Source organism: Bradyrhizobium sp. CCBAU 53340 (assembly GCF_015291645.1).
Classification (GTDB): Bacteria; Pseudomonadota; Alphaproteobacteria; order Rhizobiales; family Xanthobacteraceae; genus Bradyrhizobium.
In genome coordinates this window covers 5,556,261-5,573,927 of record NZ_CP030055.1, presented here as the reverse complement: position 1 = coordinate 5,573,927, position 17,667 = coordinate 5,556,261, and the positions used below count along the sequence as shown (strand labels likewise).

The window sequence follows — 17,667 nt, the reverse complement described above, 5'->3', positions numbered from 1 at the left end:
CTACTTCGCATCCTCCAGGATCATCACCGCGCCCTTCTCGGCGATCATCGCGGTGGGCGTGTTGGTATTGCCAGAAGTAATCGTCGGCATGATCGAGGCGTCGACGATGCGTAGACCCGATAGGCCATAGAAACGCAGACGTTCGTCCACCACCGCCATTGGATCGCTCGCTGCGCCCATCTTCGCCGTGCCAACAGGATGAAAGATGGTGGTGCCGATGTCGCCGGCGGCTTTTGCGAGCGAGGCATCGTCGTCGCCGACGCTGGGGCCGGGCAGATATTCGCTGGGGCGGTACTTTGCCAGCGCCTTCTGCTGCATCAGGCGGCGCGTGGTTCGGATGGCGTCGGCGGCGACCTGACGGTCGTCGTCGGTCGACAGGTAGTTTGGCGCGATGATCGGCTTCTCGTCAGGCGTTGCCGCGTGCAGCCGCACGGTGCCGCGTGAGGTCGGCTGGAGATTGCAGGCGCTGACCGTGACGGCGGGGAAGCGGTGCAGGGGATCGCCGAACTTGTCGAGCGACAGCGGCTGCACGTGAAACTGGATGTTGGCACGCGCGCGTGTCGCATCCGAGCGCGTGAAGATGCCGAGCTGCGAGGGCGCCATGGTGAGGGGACCGCGGCGGCGGAAGGCGTAGTCGAGCCCCATCAGGCCGCGGCGGAACAGATTGTAATAGGTTTCGTTCAGCGTGCGCACGCCCTCGACCTTGTAGATCGCACGCTGCTGCAGATGATCCTGCAGGTTGCGGCCGACGCCGGGCTTGTCCATGACGATGTCGATGCCGAGTGGCGATAGCCAGTCGGCAGGACCGATGCCGGAGCGATGCAGCACCTGGACCGAGCCGATCGCGCCGGTCGAGAGGATCACCTCGCGCTTGGCGCGCGCCTCGATGACCTCGCCGTTCTGGCTAAAGCGAACGCCGACGGCGCGGCCCTGCTCGATGATGAGACGGTCCACCAGCACGTGCTTCTCGAGCCGCAAATTGGGGCGGTTCAGCGCCGGCTTGAGGAAGCCGCGCGCCGAGGACCAGCGCCGTCCGCGCTTCTGATTGACGTGGAAATAGCTGGTGCCTTCGTTGTCGCCGGTGTTGAAATCCGGAATGCGCTTGATGCCCATTTCTTCTGCGGCATCGCCAACGGCGTCGAGAACGGCCCAGGACAGCCGTGGCGCCTCGATGCGCCAGCCGCCGCCGGCGCCATGATGTTCGCTGGCGCCGAGGAAGTGGTCTTCCAGCCGCTTGAACAGCGGCAGCACGTCATCATAGCCCCAGCCGGTCATGCCGAGTTGACGCCAGTGATCGTAGTCGGCGGCCTGTCCGCGCATCGAGATCATGGCGTTGATGGCCGAGCAGCCTCCGATTACCTTGCCGCGCGGATAGGCGAGCGACCGGCCGTTCAGGCCGGGCTCGGCCTCGGTCTTGAACATCCAGTCGGAGCGCGGATTGCCGATCGCGAAGAGATAGCCGACCGGAATATGGAACCAGATCCAGTTGTCGTCCCCGCCGGCCTCGAGAACGAGGACTCGATTCTTGGGGTCGGCCGATAGGCGGTTGGCAACGATGCAGCCGGCCGTGCCGGCGCCCACGACAATATAGTCAAACTCACCTTCGAGCCGCCTTGGCATTCTGCTTCCACTCCGAATGGTCTCTAGAACCTGCCATCCTAATAGGCAGACGGAGACGACCCGGACAAGCCCGGCCATGCCGGACGGGCAGGCTAGACCCCGGCCAGAGGCCGTTGGGTGGACTGGCGCTTGCATGGTAGACACTCCTGTATTTTCAACAAAGCTTGAGACCCTCCATGCCGATCGTGAACCGTGTCGCCGACCTTCAACCCGATATCCAGGCCTGGCGGCGGGACATCCACCAGCATCCGGAGCTGCTATATGACGTTCACCGCACTGCAGCATTCGTGGCGGACCGTCTGCGCGAATTCGGCTGCGACGAGGTCGTGACCGGCATCGGCCAGACCGGCGTGGTCGGCGTGATCAAGGGCAACAAGCCGGCCGGCGAGGGGCTGAAGGCGATCGGTCTGCGCGCCGACATGGACGCGCTACCCGTCGAGGAGCAGACCAACCTGCCTTATGCCTCGAAGACTCCGGGCAAGATGCACGCCTGCGGCCATGACGGCCACACCGCGATGCTGCTCGGTGCTGCCCGCTATCTCGCCGAAACCCGCAACTTCGCCGGCGAGGCCGTCGTGATCTTCCAGCCGGCCGAGGAAGGCGGCGCCGGCGGCGCGGCGATGGTCAAGGACGGCATGATGGAGCGCTTCGGCATCGACCAGGTCTACGGCATGCACAATGGCCCCGGCATTCCGATCGGCTCGTTCGCGATCCGGCCCGGCCCGATCATGGCGTCGACCGACGAGGTTGATTTCATCATCGAGGGTCTCGGCGGCCATGCCGCGCGTCCGCACAAATGCGTCGATTCCGTTCTCGTGGGCGCGCAGCTGATCACCGCCCTGCAGTCGATCGTCGCGCGCAGCGTCGACCCGCTGGAATCGGCCGTGATCTCGATCTGCGAATTCCACGCCGGCAACGCCCGTAACGTCATTCCGCAAACCGCGACGTTGAGGGGCACGATCCGCACGCTGACGCCTGATGTGCGCAAGCTGGTCGAGAAGCGCGTGCGCGAAGTGGTGGCGGGCGTCGCCCAGATCACCGGCGCCAAGATCGATCTGCACTACAAGCGCGGTTATCCCGTCGTGAACAACCACGCCGCGGAGACCGAAATCGCAACGCGCATTGCCAAGCAGGTGGCGGGCGAGGCCAATGTGCTCGAGATGTCGCCGCTGATGGGTGGCGAGGATTTTGCCTACATGCTGGAAGCGCGTCCCGGCGCGTTCATCTTCTGCGGCAACGGCGACAGCGCCGGCCTGCATCACCCCGCCTACAATTTCAACGACGAGGCGATCGTGTTCGGCACATCCTATTGGGTCAAGCTGGTCGAGGAACAGCTCGCGGCGTCATGACGCGTTGAAGCGGATCTACAAATGCAAAGGGCCCGTGCACCGCACGGGCCCTTTTTGTTGGTGCGCCGTCTCGCGGCTCAGAACAGGTGCGAGAACAGATAGTAGAGCGCGCCCGAGATCAGCATCGCGGCCGGCAGGGTCAGCACCCAGGCCATGGCGATGTTGCGGATCGTCGCCCATTGCAGGCCCGAGCCGTTGGCGGCCATGGTGCCGGCGATGCCTGACGACAGCACGTGGGTGGTCGAGACAGGCAGGCCGTAAACATCGGCGGCGGCGATGGTGGCGGCCGCGGTGATCTCGGCACACGCGCCTTGCGCGTAGGTCAGGTGCGTCTTGCCGATCTTCTCGCCGACCGTGACGACGATACGCTTCCAGCCGACCATGGTGCCGAGCCCGAGCGCGATGGCGACCGCGATCTTCACCCAGCCGGGGATGAACTTCGTGGCGCTGTCGAGCGAGCCCTTGTAGGCGTTGAGCACGGTGACGTCGGCGGCGCTGAGCTCGGCTTCCTTGTCCTTCATCAGGAAGCGCAGCGCTTCCGAGACGAGGTACATGTCGTTGCGGGTGTTGCCGACGAGCTCGGCCGGCACCTTGGAGAGCGAGCCGTAGGTGGTCACCTGCTTGGCGATGTCGCGCACGAGCACGGCGAGCGACGGGAACGTGCCGCCGTTGACCTCGTGCCGCGCGACATAGTTGGTCACGGCGGGGCGCGGATTGCCGATCACGCTGTAGCCGGCGGCCTTGCCTTCGATGATCTTGCTGGCGGCCTCGGAGTTCTGGGTGAACGCCGCGATCTGGCTCTCCGGCAGCGCGCGGTTGAGCGCGTAGGCGGTCGGCACGGTGCCGATCAGGATCAGCATGATCAGGCCCATGCCCTTCTGACCGTCATTGGAGCCGTGGAAGAAGCTCACCAGCGTGCAGGTGAGGATCAGGATGCCGCGGATCCACCACGGCGGCGGCTGATCGCCCTTCGGCTCGCCGAACAGAGCGGGCGTGGCGCGCAGCAGCACGGTGCGCAGGACCAGAAGCAGGCCGGCGGCGAGCGCGAAACCGAACAGCGGCGACAGTAGCAGCGCCTTGCCGATATTGGTGGCCTGGGACCAGTCGACGCCGGAGGTGCCGTCGCGGCCATGCAGGACGGCATTCATGATGCCAACGCCCATGATCGAGCCGATCAGCGTGTGCGAGCTCGAAGCCGGCAGGCCGAAATACCAGGTGCCGACGTTCCAGATGATGGCGGCGATCAAAAGCGCGAACACCATCGCGAAGCCAGCGCTGGAGCCGACCTGGAGGATCAGCTCGACCGGCAGCAGCGAGACGATGCCGAATGCGACGGCGCCGGAGGACAGCAGCACGCCGAACAAATTGAACATGCCGGACCACACCACGGCGACATGAGCGGGCAGCGAGCGGGTGTAGATCACGGTCGCCACCGCGTTGGCGGTGTCGTGGAAGCCGTTCACGAACTCGAAGCCGAGCGCGATCAGAAGCGCGACGAAGAGCAGGAGGAAGGGAGCAAAGGTCTTGACCTGCGTGCCGGTCGCATCGACGTCGACCCAGATGCTGTAGGCGACGAACAGCAATGCGGCGGCGATCACGCCCATATAGATCACACCGGTAAGCGGATGGAATCCGCGATTGAGGTCGGGCCCCTTGCTCAAAGCGGGCTCGATGGAGCCCGGCAAAACAACGTCACTCATTGGAAATTCTCCTGTCCCAAGGCCGCGATTTTGCGCGCGGCGTGTGACAGGCGGTTGAAATGACAGGCAGGCACTTGAAATGGCGCGAGTTCTCCGCGGCTTGCTGCAAGTATCCAGCGCCGCGTCAGGCCGCGCGCGAGGTCTTCTGCAACGCGGCGGCGATCTTCAGGTCTTCGACAAAACGCTGATATTCCACCACTTTGGCTTCAGGATCAGGCAGTCGCAGCAGGTAAGACGGATGCACCGTCACTAGAGCCTTGCGTCCGTCGGGAAGGTCTATGAGCCGGCCGCGGGTCTTGCCTATCGGCGTGATCTTGCCGAACACGCTTTGGGCGGCAGTCGCGCCCATCGCGACGATCAGCTCGGGCTGGATTGCCGAAACTTCCCGCTCGTACCATTGCCGGCACGCCTTGATCTCCGGCGTCGTCGGCTTCTGGTGCAGGCGGATCTTGCCGCGCGGCACGAATTTGAAATGCTTCACCGCGTTGGTGACATAGACCTTCGTGCGGTCGACGCCGGCTTCTTGAAGCGCGCGGTCGAGCATCTGCCCGGCCGGGCCGACGAAGGGATGGCCGGCGAGATCTTCCTTGTCGCCGGGCTGTTCGCCGACCAGCATGATGGTGGCATCCTTCGGGCCCTCGCCGAACACCGTCTGCGTTGCGTCCTTGTAGAGATGGCAGGCGCGGCAATGCGCGGCTTCCTCGCGGAGCGCTTCGAGATCATTGGCTGTGGTCTTGCGTTTCATCGGAGCCTCCGGCCGCTTCTGAGGCTTGTGCGGGTCGGTTGCAGCATTGGCGATCATGGCGCCGGTCATGCGCTCGGCGTCCTCGATCAAGGGCTTAATGATCGAAGCCTCGGGCAGGTTCCTCCAGTATTTTTTCGGCATCTCCGTCTGCATCGCCTTCACCTTCAGTCGTGCCGGATTGAAAATGCTGGCGTAGTAGCATCGCCAGGTTTCCTCCAGCCGGTCTTCGCCCGGTGCCTCGCTCTTGGCGACGCCCGGAGTGAAGGACAGCGCGTGGCCATCCCAATGCGCGCAGAGGTCGGGTGTCAGGATCGACCAGGGCATGTCGGCAAAGCGCCTGGCGAAGAATGGAGCGGCGAGCTCGACGATGTGATGCTCCGGCTCGAACCAGGCGACGTAATGCGCCGCGCGCTCCCTGCCGATCTCGCGAAAGCGCACGAAGGCGTGCATCTTGTGCTCGTCGCGGTGGACCGCGCGCGCCATCGCAATGACCTGCGCGACGTCAGGGTCCGTCGCGACCTCGATGAGATCGTGATTGTCCTTCAGCCGCCAGAGCAGACGATAGAGAATCGCAAACCGCTCGCCATCGCGATGCAGGATTGCTGATTTTGCGAGATCGACGAATTTTGCCGACACATTGAACGTGCCGTCGTTCACTTCGAGGATCGGAGAGGGTGCGGGCGGCGCGAACAAGTCGGCAGCGCCGCCCCGCACGGCCCAGGTGACGTCGGTGGGCTGCACATGATGAAGCACGAGGCTGCGTGCGGCTTTGCGCCAGCCGTCGAAATCGGTTTCGGTGTCGAGAGTGATGTACTGCATCAGAATCCGAACCCCAGTTGCATTGCTTTCGGTTTGAACCGTTCGATCAATCGCGCTTCATCGAGGTGGTGCGGCGTAGGGCGGTGATCGCTGAGGACGATGAACGGCAGCGCCTTGTGCTTCGGCACGTGCAGCCGCGCGAGATCGGACAGGCGGATCGTGGTGGTGCGGCGCGTCGCGATGATGCGCTCGACCGCCTTGGTGCCGAAGCCCGGCACGCGCAATAGCTCCTCGCGGCTGGCGCGGTTGACGTCGAGCGGGAAACGGTCGCGATGACGCAGCGCCCAGGCGAGCTTTGGATCGATGTCGAGCGGCAGCATCGCACTGTCGTCGACGATCTCGCCGACGTCGAAACCGTAGAAGCGCATCAGCCAGTCGGCTTGGTAGAGCCGGTGCTCGCGCAGCAAGGGCGGCTGGACCAGAGGCAGCGCGCGGCTGGCATCCGGGATCGGGCTGAAGGCGGAATAGTAGACGCGCCGCAATCGGTAGGAGCCGTAGAGATTGGCACTGGTATGGAGAATGGTGTGATCGTTTGCGCTGTCGGCACCAACGATCATTTGCGTGCTTTGGCCCGCGGGCGCAAAACGTTGCGGCTTGGCCTTCGTCTTTGTGCTTCGGTCTTCCTCGGCCTCGTCGAGCTTCAGCCGCAGCCGGCCCATGGTGCGGCGGATCGCGCGCACGTCCTTCTCCGGCGCGAATTGCTGCAGACTGGTCTCGTCAGGCATCTCGATATTGATGGAGAGACGGTCGGCATATCTGCCGGCTTCCGCAATCAGCGCGTCGTCGGCCTCCGGAATGGTCTTGAGATGGATGTAGCCGCGGAAGTGATGCTCCTCGCGCAGCTTTCGCGCGACGCTCACCACTTGCTCCATCGTATAGTCCGGGCTGCGGATGATTCCGGAGGAGAGAAACAGTCCTTCGATGTAATTGCGCCGGTAGAAGTCGAGCGTCAGCTTGACCACCTCGTCGATGGTGAAGCGGGCGCGCGGCACGTTGGAAGAAGCGCGGTTGACGCAATAGAGGCAATCGTAATTGCAGGCGTTGGTCAGCAGCACCTTGAGCAGTGAGATGCAGCGTCCGTCCGGCGCGTAGGAATGACAGATGCCCATCCCCGGCGCGGTCGAGCCCATGCCTTTGCCGTCGCTGGAATCCCGCTTCTCGGTGCCGCTGGAGGCGCAGGAGGCGTCGTACTTGGCGGCATCCGCCAGGATCTCCAGCTTGCGTTGTACGTCCATCCTGGAATCCCTTTGATTCAGCTCATGAATCCGATTGAGCGCAATTCGGTTGACTCTTCGCGCCCCGTTAGCTTTATATTAGAACATATCATGAACAAATGAGCCAGCCGCTGGTTCTCTTTTTGAGAGCCTCCGGCAATCACCTCTGAAGGAGCGGCGAGCATGAGCGGCGCACGCATGAGCGCGCTTGCGACCTTGCGCAGCCAGATCGAGCGGATCGAGACGGCGCAGGTCGTGCATCAGCACGACCGCATCGCGCTCGGCCATAGCGAGGCCGACCGCGCGTTGAAGGGTGGGCTTGCGCGCGCGGCGATCCACGAGGTGTTTTGCGAAGGGCGCCAGGGCACGGCCGCGACGGGTTTTGTCACCGGGCTTGCAGGCCGCGTCACGACGCAGCGGCCGATGCTGTGGGTGCGACAGGATTTCTCGGAAGTGGAGACCGGCGCGCTGTCGATGAGCGGGCTCGCTGAGCTCGGCCTCGATCCGCGGCGCGTGGTGATGGTGCGTGCCGCCGACGTCGAGAGCGCGCTGCGCACTTCGGCCGATGCGCTCGCCTGCGATGCGCTTGGCGCCGTCGTGCTCGAGCTCTGGGGCGAGACCAAGCAGTTCGATCTGGTGGCAAGCCGCAAGCTGACGCTGGCGGCGCAGTCGTCCGGCGTCACCGGTCTGTTGCTGCGGATGGCGGCACAGCCGCTGCCGTCGACCGCGGAGACGCGATGGATGCTGCGCGCGGCGCATTCACCGCCGGGCTCGGCATGGGACGCCTGGGGCGCGCCGCGCTTCGATGTCGAGCTGTTGCGCAATCGTCATGGCCCGTGCGGCCGGTGGATCATGGAATGGAAGTGTGATGAGTGCCAGTTCAGTGAACCGTCGGCGTATCCTCAGCCTGTGGCTGCCGCGCCTGCCCATCGACCGGATCCAGCGGTTCTTCAGCAGCGCCGGGCTGGGTAACACCAATGAACCAAGCATTGTCGTTATCAAGAACAACAATGCGCTGGTGATCCACGCGCTGGATGAGGCGGCCGAACGTCTCGGCCTGTACATCGGCCAGCCGCTTGCGAACGCGCGAGCGATGTGTCCGGATTTAAAAGTGTTCGACGCCGATGTCGTAGCCGATGCAAAAACGCTCAGCGACATCGCCGACTGGTGCGACCGCTTCACGCCGCTGGTGGCGCTCGATCCGCCGCATGGATTGTTCCTCGATATCACCGGCTGCGCGCATCTGTTCGGCGGCGAGGCCGCGCTGTTGCAGACGCTGGTTCGCGCGCTCGGCCGGCAAGGCTTTGCCGTCAGCGCGGCGATTGCCAGCACCTCGGTCTGCGCGCGCACGCTGACGCGGCAGGCCACGGGCAGCATCGTCGCCGATGGCGGGGAGGCGGCGGCGATCGACCGGTTTCCGGTGTCCGCGCTCGGTGCGGACGAGACGATCACCACCGGTCTGCGCCGTGCCGGTCTGAAGACCATTGGCGATGTCGCATCGCGTTCGCCGGGCGAAATCACGGCGCGGTTCGGCGCGCGGTTCTCCACGCTGCTTGCGCATGCGCTGGGGCAGGGCGATGCGCCGATCAGCCCGCGCAAGCCGCTGCCCGATTACATCGTGGAAAAGCGCTTTGCCGAGCCGATCGCGACCGACACCATGATCGCGATGACGCTGTCGCGGCTCGCCGACACGTTGATCGCGTCCATGGAGAAGCAGGGCAAGGGCGCGCGTCGTCTTGAAGCCGCGTTCTTCCGCACCGACGGCGTGGTGCGTGCGATCACGGTCGAGACCGGGCGTCCGGTGACGCGGAGCGCCGTCATCGACCGGCTGTTTCGCGAGCGGCTTGATGCGCTCGCCGATCCCCTCGATCCCGGTTTCGGTTTCGACATGGTGCGGCTGTCGGCAAGCCGTACCGAGATCGTGGTGCAGGAGCAGCGCGATCTCGATGCCCATGTCCACGACAATGACGAGCTTGCCGCGCTGATCGACCGCATCGCCGCGCGCATCGGCGGAAAGCGCGTCGTCGTGCATCTCCCGCAGGATACACATGTCCCCGAACAAGCGGTGCTGGCTGCGCCTGCCCAGCATCATCTTACTGCTGCCATGCAGGCCGAGTGGCCAGATCGTGCCGAGGGCGAGCCGCCGCTGCGGCCCCTCAGGCTGTTCGACAAGCCGGAGCCGGTCACGGTGCCGTTTGCGACCGTGCCTGACGGTCCGCCGCATCAATTCACCTGGCGGCGCGCAAAACATGCGGTGGTGCGGGTGGAAGGACCCGAGCGCATCGCGATGGAATGGTGGCGTCAGGACGGCAAGCAGCTGACGCGGGATTATTTCCGCATCGAGGACGCCGAAGGTCTGCGTTTCTGGATTTTTCGCGATGGTCTTTACGAGGGTGAGGTGTTCGACGCCGACGGCAAGCCCGCATCCCCCAACTGGTATGTGCACGGTCTCTTCGCATGACGACGCCCGCTTATGCCGAGATCGGCATCACCACCAATTTCTCCTTCCTGCGCGGTGGCTCGGATCCACGCGCCTATGTGCATCAGGCCAGCAAGCTCGGCATTCCCGTGATCGGCATCGCCGATCACAACACGCTGGCCGGCGTGGTACGGGCCTGGAACGAGCTCGATAATGACAAGGTGCTGCATAAGCCCAAACTGCTGATCGGCGCGCGTATCGTCTTCATCGACGGTACGCCCGACATTTTCGTCTATCCGCGCGACCGGGCCGCCTATGGCCGGCTGTGCCAGCTTTTGACCCGGGGCAAGCGCGGCGACGACATCACACGGATCGAGAAAGGAGAATGCCATCTCAGATTCGCTGATCTTCTGGAGTTTTCGGAAGGCCAGCTCCTTGTCCTGACGCTACCGCGTCGGTTCGATGATGCGCAGGTGCTGGATACGCTCGCAAAACTCAAGGCGAGCCGCGCCGAGGGCGTGTGGCTGGCGGCGAGCCTGATCTATCGCGGCGACGATCGGCGCCGCCTGGCACGGCTCGACGATCTCGCCGCCACAGCCAAAGTGTCGCTGCTCGCGACCAACGAGGTGCTCTATCACGATCCCGGCCGGCGTCCCCTCCAGGACGTGCTCACCTGCATCAGGGAAAAGACCACGATTGAGGCGATCGGGCGGAAGCTCGAGGCCAATGCCGAGCGGTTCTTGAAGACGCCGCGGGAAATGTCGCGGCTGTTTCGCGACTTTCCCGATGCGATCGCTGAGACCATGCGCTTTGCCGACAGGATCGACTTCTCGCTCGACCAGCTCAAATACCAGTATCCGGACGAGCCCGTGCCGCCGGGCAAGACCGCGCAAGGGCATCTGGAGGATCTGACCTGGGCAGGCGTCGACACATATTTCGGCGGCAAGATCGACGACAAACTGCGCGCGACGCTCAAGAAGGAGCTCGCGCTGATATCAGAGCTGAAATACGCGCATTACTTCCTCACCGTGCATGACATTGTCCACTACGCGCGCAGCCAGAACATTCTGTGCCAGGGGCGGGGATCGGCGGCGAATTCGGCCGTCTGCTACGTGCTCGGCATCACCTCGGTCGATCCGACCAAGGTCGATCTGTTGTTTGAGCGCTTCATCTCCAAGGAGCGGCTGGAGCCGCCTGACATCGACGTCGATTTCGAGCATTCGCGGCGCGAGGAAGTGATGCAATATGTCTACCGCCGCTACGGCCGCCACCGCGCCGCGATCATCGCGACCGTGATCCATTATCGCCCGCGCAGCGCCATCCGCGACGTCGGCAAGGCGCTGGGCCTGACCGAGGATGTCACCGCCGCGCTCGCTGACACCGTCTGGGGCAGCTGGGGCAAGGGCCTCAACGACATGCAGGTCCGGCAGGCCGGGCTCGATCCCAAGAATCCCATGATCAACCTTGCGGTCGAGCTGGCGACCGAGCTGATCGAATTTCCGCGTCATCTCTCCCAGCATGTCGGCGGCTATGTGCTGACGCAGGACCGGCTCGACACCTATGTGCCGATCGGCAATGCCGCGATGGACGACCGCACCTTCATCGAATGGGACAAGGACGACGTCGATGCGCTCAGCATGATGAAGGTCGACGTGCTCGCGCTGGGCATGCTGACCTGCATCCGCAAGTGCTTTGATCTGATCGCGGACCACAAGGGCGAGCGCCTTGTGCTGGCAACCGTACCGCAGGACGATCCCAAGGTTTACGACATGCTGTGCGCCGGCGAGTCGCTTGGCGTGTTCCAGGTCGAGAGCCGCGCGCAGATGAACATGCTGCCGCGCCTGAAGCCGCGGACCTTCTACGACCTCGTCATCGAGGTTGCGATCGTGCGCCCGGGTCCGATCCAGGGCGACATGGTGCATCCTTACTTGAGGCGGCGGAATGGTCTGGAGAAGGTAAGCTATCCGTCTCCGTCGCCGGACCATGGCGACAAGGACGAGCTCTACAAGGTGCTACACAAAACGATGGGCGTGCCCCTGTTCCAGGAGCAGGCGATGCGCATCGCGATCGAGGCGGCGAAGTTCACCTCCGAGGAAGCCAACGGCCTGCGCCGCTCGATGGCGACCTTCCGCAATGTCGGCACCATCGGCCAGTACGAGGAGAAGTTGATCGGCAACATGGTCGCGCGCGGCTATGACGCAAACTTCGCCAGAAGCTGCTTTGACCAGATCAAGGGCTTCGGCTCCTACGGTTTTCCTGAGAGCCATGCCGCGAGCTTTGCGCAACTCGTCTATATCTCGTCGTGGCTGAAATATCATCACCCCGACGCCTTCTGCTGCGGCCTCTTGAATTCGCAGCCGATGGGCTTTTACGCACCAGCGCAGATTGTCGGCGATGCCCGCAAGAATGGCGTCAAGGTGCGCGAAATCGACGTGTCCTACAGCTTTGCGCAGAACACGCTGGAGAATACGGACGACAGATATTGCGCCGTGCGCCTCGGCTTTCGCCAGATCGACGGCTTTCACTGGCTCGATGAGGATGAAGAGAGACTGAAAACCATCCAATCGTCATTCCGGGGCGCGCGTAGCGCGAGCCCGGAATCCATAGCCACTATAGGGAGTATGGGTCTGGATTCTCAGATGCGCAATTGCGCATCAGAGCTCGACGCTGGCGCGTCGCCCCGGAATGACGGAGCAACCGACTGGGCCGATCGCATCATCGCCGCCCGCAACCGCCGGCCCTTCACTTCGCTCGAAGACTTCGCCCGCGACACCGGCCTGCCCAAGCGCGCGCTGATCCTGCTGGCGGATGCCGATGCGTTCCGCTCGCTCGGGCTCGACCGCCGCGAGGCGTTGTGGCAGGTGCGGCGGTTGCCCGACGACGTGCCACTGCCGCTGTTCGAAGCAGCCATCGCGCGCGAGCAGCCGGACGAGCATGCCAAGCCGCTCCCCGAGATGCCGCGTCCCGAACAGGTCGTCGCCGACTACCAGACCATCCGGCTGTCACTCAAAGGCCATCCGATGGAATTCTTGCGCGAGATGTTTTCGCGCGAGCGTATCGTCGCCTGCAAGGAGATCAGCCATGAGAACGAACGGCGCCGCGTCCGCTGCGCCGGCGTGGTGCTGGTGCGGCAGCGGCCGGGCAGCGCTAGCGGCGTCGTGTTCATGACGCTGGAGGACGAAACCGGCATCGCCAATGTCGTCGTGTGGCCCAAGATCATGGAGCAGTACCGGAAAGAAGTGATGGGCGCGCGTCTTATCGAGGTGCAGGGCTATATCCAGAGCAGCCCGGAGAAGGTGACGCACCTGATCGCCCAGCGCATGATCGACCGCTCGCATGATCTGGTCGGTCTCGCCAACGATGCCTTGAGCCGCAGGCACCCGGTGCCATCAGGCGCCACTGTGGTCGAGCCGCTCAACGAAGACCCCCGCGCGCTCACGGATATGCCGGCGCAAAAAATCCGCCACCCCCGCAACGTCCGCATCCTGCCGCCGTCGCGGGATTTCCATTGAGGCTTGGTCTATGCGCGCAAATCTCTCCCCGTCACCCTGAGGTGGCCGCTTCTTCAGCGGCCCTCGAAGGGCGACGGCCCGGCTGCATCTCGGCCGTTCATCCTTCGAGGCTCCCCGCACGGCGCGTTGCGCCGCGCGGCTCGCACCTCAGGATGACGGAATTGGCAGGAGCTTGCCCGCCTTAAAAATTCACCCGGTTCGAGATCGCCCCATCCACCACGAGATTCGACCCCGTCGTGAACCCCGACACCGGGCTTGCCAGAAACACCGCAGCGTTCGCGATCTCCTGTGGCGTCGCCATCCGCCCCGTCGGATTACGCTTCATCGCGTCGTTGTAACGCTCGGGCATGTTCTTCTCGATCATCTCCCAGACGCCGCCCTTGAAATAGACGGTGCCGGGCGAGACGACATTCACGCGGATCTTCTTCCTGGCATATTGACGCGCGAGGCCCTTGGCCATGTGGATCAGCGCGGCCTTGATCGGGCCGTAGGAGCTGGCCGTGTCCGCCTGCGCCGCGGAGATCGACGAGATGATGACGAAGGCCGCATCGCCGCTGCTCGCGCCGCTGGCCTCGAGGAAGGGCCGCGCCGCGTCGAATGCATGCACGGCGCCGAGCAGGTCGAGCCGGAAATTCTGCTCCCATGATGCGGGATCATGGCCCTGCGCCATGGCGCCCGCATTGGCGAACAGCAGATCGATGCCACCGAGCTCCCTGGCCGCGCCCTCGATCCACGCCTTCAGCGCGGCGCCGTCGGTGACGTCAACCGTGCCGCCGGCGGCGCGGATGCCGCCAGCCTTCAGCTCGGCAACGGTCGTCGCAACCTGGTCCGCATTGCGCGCGCAGACCGCGACATTGGCACCTTCACCGGCCAGCGTTGCCGCAATCGCCCGCCCGATGCCGCGCGTGCCGCCGAGCACGACGGCATTCTTCCCTTTGAGACCGAGATCCATTGGTTGGGGTTTCCTTTTTGTTGGTCGCCTGGGAGTGTAGCGGTTTCAGGAGCTGCGCAGAAGCCTCCAACATCGTCATTGCGAGGAGCTCTTGCGACGAAGCAATCCAGGCTGTTTCCGCGGAGACAATCTGGATTGCTTCGCTGCGCTCGCAATGACGTGGAGAGAGGAGCAATCGCCTCACTCCGGCGAAGCCCCCACCGGCGGGCCGCCGGGCGGGCGGTGCAGGAAGGTCAGCGAGGCGTAGGCGCCGATCCAGGAGCCGATCGCCGCAAACGCCACATAGAAGGCGTTTTCGGTGTAGCTGATCACGGCATAGGACGAGAGCAGATACCAGACCGCGCTCCAGCTCGCGGCCGGAACGCGTTTACGCGCGACGACGGCGGAAGTGAACATCACATAAACCGCGTCGGTGGCGGCCGTTGCCAACAATACGGCGCCTGCGGTGAGGGGATCGATGGCGGCCATTGCAATCCTTTCAACGCTCATGACATGGTCTCAAAAAACTAAGGGAGAGCTGCGGCCATGCAAAGCCCCATCGACATCCTCAAGGATATCTGGACTTCCGCCGGCGGCGATGTCGCCGCGCTCGAACGCGTGCAGCTGACCGGCGAGGAGCCGCAAATCCCATCCTCGTTTCGCGTCGCCGTCGCCGGGCAGACGACGATCGCCGCCGCCGGTCTTGCCGCTGCCGAGCTCTGGCGACTGCGCAGCGGCGAGGCGCAGGACGTCGCCGTCGACATGCGCCATGCCGTCTCCGAGTGCCGTTCCGAGCGTTATCTTCGCCTCGACGGCAAGCCGCCGCCGCCGGCCTGGGACGCCATCGCCGGCGTCTACAAGACTGGCGATGACCGTTTCGTTCGCTGCCACACCAACTTCCCGCATCATCGCGATGCCGTCTGCAACGTGCTTGTCAGTGAGGCGGATCGCGACAAGGTGCAAGCCGCATTGATGCAATGGAAGGGCGAGAAATTTGAAACCGAAGCCTATGGTGCCGGCGGTGTCGTTGCGCTGATGCGCTCCTACGATGAATGGTCCGCACTGCCGCAGGCACGCGCGCTTGCCGAATTGCCGCTGATCTCGATCGAGAAGATCGGCGATGCCGCACCAAAACCCTGGCCCGAAGGCGATCGTCCACTCTCAGGTTTGCGCGTGCTCGATCTCTCCCGCGTGATCGCAGGTCCCGTCGCCGGCCGCACGCTCGCGGCGCACGGCGCGGATGTGCTGCTCGTCTCAGGGCCGGACCTGCCGGCCATTCCCTGGCTCACCATCGACACCGGCCGCGGCAAGCTCACGACCTTCATCGAGTTGAAGAGCGAAGCGGGCAGGGCGCAGATGCGCGAATTGCTCAAAGAGGCTGATATCTTTTCGCAGGGCTATCGCCCGCGCGCGCTCGCCTCTCTCGGCTTCTCGCCGGAAGTGGCCGCGGAGATCAATCCCGGCATCGTCTACGTCACGCTGTCGGCTTACGGCCATGCCGGCCCGTGGGCCGAGCGCCGCGGCTTCGATTCGCTGGTGCAGACCACGACCGGCTTCAACGACGCGGAAGGAAAGGCCGCCGGCGTCGATGGTCCCAAGGAATTGCCGGCGCAGATGCTCGACCACGCCACCGGCTATCTGATGGCGTTCGGCGCGATGATGGCCAAGGCACGCCAGGCAAGCGAAGGCGGCAGCTGGCACGTGCGCGTGTCGCTGGCGCAGACCGGACGCTGGCTATGGAATCTCGGCCGGCTCGATGGAGGCCTCAACGCCCCGGATCTTACGGGCGAGGCCGTACATGCAGCGTTCATGGAAACGATGTCATCTGGCTTCGGCACGTTGAAGGCGGTGCGCCATTCGGCCGTGCTGTCGAAGACGCCGGCGCGTTGGAGCCGCCCGGCGATGCCGCTCGGCAGTCATCCGCCGCAATGGCCGCGCTGAAGCTGACGTGAAGCTGACGTGTCGCAAATTTTTAACGCAAACCGAAGGACGACCTGCGTTTTTTAGGTTGTCTGAAATCCCAATTCGGCACTATTAGCGCGATCGATGAGGCAGTTGTCTGCCGAGATCGTCGCAGACATGACCGGGCCCCATGGTAGCTGAAAATACCAAGAAATTGCAGGTGCTTACAAAGCGACGGGTGATTACATCCGTAGTTTTACTGGCGCTTGCCGGGGCCGGTGCCTACGGCGTCCTGTTCGCGGGCGCCAAGGAGAAGAAGAACTCCGAAGTCTCCAGCCAGTCACGCAAGAACGCCCAGAATTTCACGCCGACGCCGTCCGAATGGGCGACATTGACGATCGAGCCGGTCAAGGCCAAGACATTCCGCGCCGAATACGTCACCGAAGGCAAGGTCGCGGTCGATGAGGACCGCTCGACGCCGGTGTTCTCGCCCTATGCAGGCCGGGTGACCAAGCTGCTCGCCAAGCCCGGCGAGAGCGTGACCCAGGGCCAACCGCTGTTCACGATCGAAGCCGCCGATACCGTGCAGGCCCAGAACGATTTCATCACGGCGATGACGTCGCAGAACAAGGCAAAGTCTGCGCTTGAGCTTGCCGACATCCAGTACAAGCGTGCCAAGGATCTCTACGAGGGCCGCGCCATCCCGCTCAAGGACTATCAGCAGGCGGAAGCGATCCAGGTCCAGGCGCAGAACGACATGCGCTCCGCGGTGACGGCGCTGGAGGCCGCAAACAACAAGCTGCGCATCCTCGGCTTCACCGACGAGACCATCAAGGCGTTCCAGACCAAGAGCACCATCAATCCGGAGATCACGATCTACGCGCCGATCGCGGGCACGGTCGTGCAGCGCAAGATCGGTCCCGGCCAATACGTCAATTCCGGTGCCAGCGATCCGGTCTTCGTGATCGGCGATCTCTCCACGGTCTGGCTCACCGCCTTCGTGCGCGAGAGCGATGCTGCTCAGGTCAGCGTCGGGCAAGATATCACCGTCAACGTGATGGCGCTGCCGGGCCGTCCGCTGACCGCCAAGATCAACTACGTCGCTGCCGCGATCGATCCCAGCACCCGCCGTCTGCTGGTCCGCGCCACCATCGACAACAAGGACGGCCTGCTCAAGCCGGAAATGTTCGCCAACGTCACGATCTATTCGGCCGGCGATCGCGCGGCGCCTGCGGTGCCCAAGCAGTCGCTGATCTACGAAGGCAACCAGGTCCGCATTTGGGTCGCACATGAAGACAAGTCGGTCGAGCTCCGTCAGATCAAGATCGGCCTCATCAATGGCAACCTCGTCGAGGTGACCAGCAACCTGAAGCCCGACGAACAGATAGTCGTCAAAGGCAGCCTGTTCATCGACCGCGCGGCGTCCGGCAGCTGATCGACGACCCCCAAGAAACTG

12 protein-coding genes are annotated in these 17,667 nt (G+C 64.1%); 6 read left to right on the top strand and 6 right to left on the bottom strand.

What is annotated here, in order from left to right; all coding sequences use genetic code 11:
• A complete protein-coding gene (locus tag XH89_RS26370; protein ID WP_194463288.1) occupies positions 1–1,620 on the bottom strand; it encodes a GMC family oxidoreductase in 1,620 nt (539 codons plus the stop codon).
• A 176-nt stretch (positions 1,621–1,796) separates the two neighbouring features.
• Between XH89_RS26370 and XH89_RS26365 the strand changes: the two genes are divergently transcribed.
• Positions 1,797–2,969: a M20 aminoacylase family protein gene (locus XH89_RS26365; protein ID WP_194463287.1), complete on the top strand. Its 1,173-nt coding sequence runs from the start codon at positions 1,797–1,799 to the stop codon at positions 2,967–2,969.
• A gap of 77 nt (positions 2,970–3,046) precedes the next feature.
• Here XH89_RS26365 and XH89_RS26360 read toward each other — a convergent pair whose 3' ends face one another.
• From XH89_RS26360 to XH89_RS26350, 3 genes are all read right to left on the bottom strand, one after another.
• Positions 3,047–4,669, bottom strand: coding sequence for an inorganic phosphate transporter (locus tag XH89_RS26360; RefSeq protein ID WP_194463286.1), 1,623 nt, complete (start codon positions 4,667–4,669; stop codon positions 3,047–3,049).
• 124 nt (positions 4,670–4,793) lie between these two features.
• On the bottom strand, positions 4,794–6,233 hold the full coding sequence (locus XH89_RS26355; RefSeq protein WP_194463285.1) for a UdgX family uracil-DNA binding protein: 1,440 nt from the start codon (positions 6,231–6,233) through the stop codon (positions 4,794–4,796).
• Positions 6,233–7,468 carry a putative DNA modification/repair radical SAM protein gene (locus XH89_RS26350; protein ID WP_194463284.1) on the bottom strand — a complete coding sequence of 412 codons (1,236 nt, stop codon included), beginning with the start codon at positions 7,466–7,468 and terminating at the stop codon, positions 6,233–6,235. The genes XH89_RS26355 and XH89_RS26350 overlap by 1 nt, the downstream gene beginning before the upstream one ends.
• A gap of 162 nt (positions 7,469–7,630) precedes the next feature.
• Between XH89_RS26350 and XH89_RS26345 the strand changes: the two genes are divergently transcribed.
• From XH89_RS26345 to XH89_RS26335, 3 genes are read left to right on the top strand one after another with little or no spacing between them, the layout of a single operon-like run.
• A complete protein-coding gene (locus tag XH89_RS26345; protein ID WP_194463283.1) occupies positions 7,631–8,419 on the top strand; it encodes an ImuA family protein in 789 nt (262 codons plus the stop codon).
• Positions 8,316–9,908, top strand: coding sequence for a DNA polymerase Y family protein (locus XH89_RS26340; protein WP_194463282.1), 1,593 nt, complete (start codon positions 8,316–8,318; stop codon positions 9,906–9,908). The genes XH89_RS26345 and XH89_RS26340 overlap by 104 nt, the downstream gene beginning before the upstream one ends.
• Positions 9,905–13,378, top strand: a complete 3,474-nt coding sequence (locus XH89_RS26335; protein ID WP_194463281.1) for an error-prone DNA polymerase — start codon at positions 9,905–9,907, stop codon at positions 13,376–13,378. The genes XH89_RS26340 and XH89_RS26335 overlap by 4 nt, the downstream gene beginning before the upstream one ends.
• A 181-nt stretch (positions 13,379–13,559) precedes the next feature.
• Here XH89_RS26335 and XH89_RS26330 read toward each other — a convergent pair whose 3' ends face one another.
• The gene (locus tag XH89_RS26330; RefSeq protein ID WP_194463280.1) at positions 13,560–14,330 is read right to left on the bottom strand and encodes an SDR family NAD(P)-dependent oxidoreductase; all 771 of its coding nucleotides are present in this window, start codon (positions 14,328–14,330) and stop codon (positions 13,560–13,562) included.
• Positions 14,331–14,510: 180 nt separating this feature from the next.
• The gene (locus XH89_RS26325; protein WP_194468638.1) at positions 14,511–14,798 is read right to left on the bottom strand and encodes a hypothetical protein; all 288 of its coding nucleotides are present in this window, start codon (positions 14,796–14,798) and stop codon (positions 14,511–14,513) included.
• 57 nt (positions 14,799–14,855) lie between these two features.
• On the opposite strand from XH89_RS26325, the gene XH89_RS26320 reads away from it, so the two are divergent.
• Complete coding sequence (locus XH89_RS26320) at positions 14,856–16,250, top strand: CoA transferase (RefSeq protein ID WP_194463279.1); 1,395 nt, start codon at positions 14,856–14,858, stop codon at positions 16,248–16,250.
• 151 nt (positions 16,251–16,401) lie between these two features.
• Positions 16,402–17,646 carry an efflux RND transporter periplasmic adaptor subunit gene (locus XH89_RS26315; RefSeq protein WP_194463278.1) on the top strand — a complete coding sequence of 415 codons (1,245 nt, stop codon included), beginning with the start codon at positions 16,402–16,404 and terminating at the stop codon, positions 17,644–17,646.
• The last annotated feature ends 21 nt before the right edge of the window (positions 17,647–17,667 follow it).

What these genes read in the sequence shown, in the direction of transcription:
- XH89_RS26370 (WP_194463288.1), bottom strand. Translation starts at nt 1,620, where the DNA reads ATGCCAAGGCGGCTCGAAGGTGAGTTTGACTATATTGTCGTGGGCGCC.
- XH89_RS26365 (WP_194463287.1), top strand. Translation starts at nt 1,797, where the DNA reads ATGCCGATCGTGAACCGTGTCGCCGACCTTCAACCCGATATCCAGGCC.
- XH89_RS26360 (WP_194463286.1), bottom strand. Translation starts at nt 4,669, where the DNA reads ATGAGTGACGTTGTTTTGCCGGGCTCCATCGAGCCCGCTTTGAGCAAG.
- XH89_RS26355 (WP_194463285.1), bottom strand. Translation starts at nt 6,233, where the DNA reads ATGCAGTACATCACTCTCGACACCGAAACCGATTTCGACGGCTGGCGC.
- XH89_RS26350 (WP_194463284.1), bottom strand. Translation starts at nt 7,468, where the DNA reads ATGGACGTACAACGCAAGCTGGAGATCCTGGCGGATGCCGCCAAGTAC.
- XH89_RS26345 (WP_194463283.1), top strand. Translation starts at nt 7,631, where the DNA reads ATGAGCGGCGCACGCATGAGCGCGCTTGCGACCTTGCGCAGCCAGATC.
- XH89_RS26340 (WP_194463282.1), top strand. Translation starts at nt 8,316, where the DNA reads ATGAGTGCCAGTTCAGTGAACCGTCGGCGTATCCTCAGCCTGTGGCTG.
- XH89_RS26335 (WP_194463281.1), top strand. Translation starts at nt 9,905, where the DNA reads ATGACGACGCCCGCTTATGCCGAGATCGGCATCACCACCAATTTCTCC.
- XH89_RS26330 (WP_194463280.1), bottom strand. Translation starts at nt 14,330, where the DNA reads ATGGATCTCGGTCTCAAAGGGAAGAATGCCGTCGTGCTCGGCGGCACG.
- XH89_RS26325 (WP_194468638.1), bottom strand. Translation starts at nt 14,798, where the DNA reads ATGGCCGCCATCGATCCCCTCACCGCAGGCGCCGTATTGTTGGCAACG.
- XH89_RS26320 (WP_194463279.1), top strand. Translation starts at nt 14,856, where the DNA reads ATGCAAAGCCCCATCGACATCCTCAAGGATATCTGGACTTCCGCCGGC.
- XH89_RS26315 (WP_194463278.1), top strand. Translation starts at nt 16,402, where the DNA reads ATGGTAGCTGAAAATACCAAGAAATTGCAGGTGCTTACAAAGCGACGG.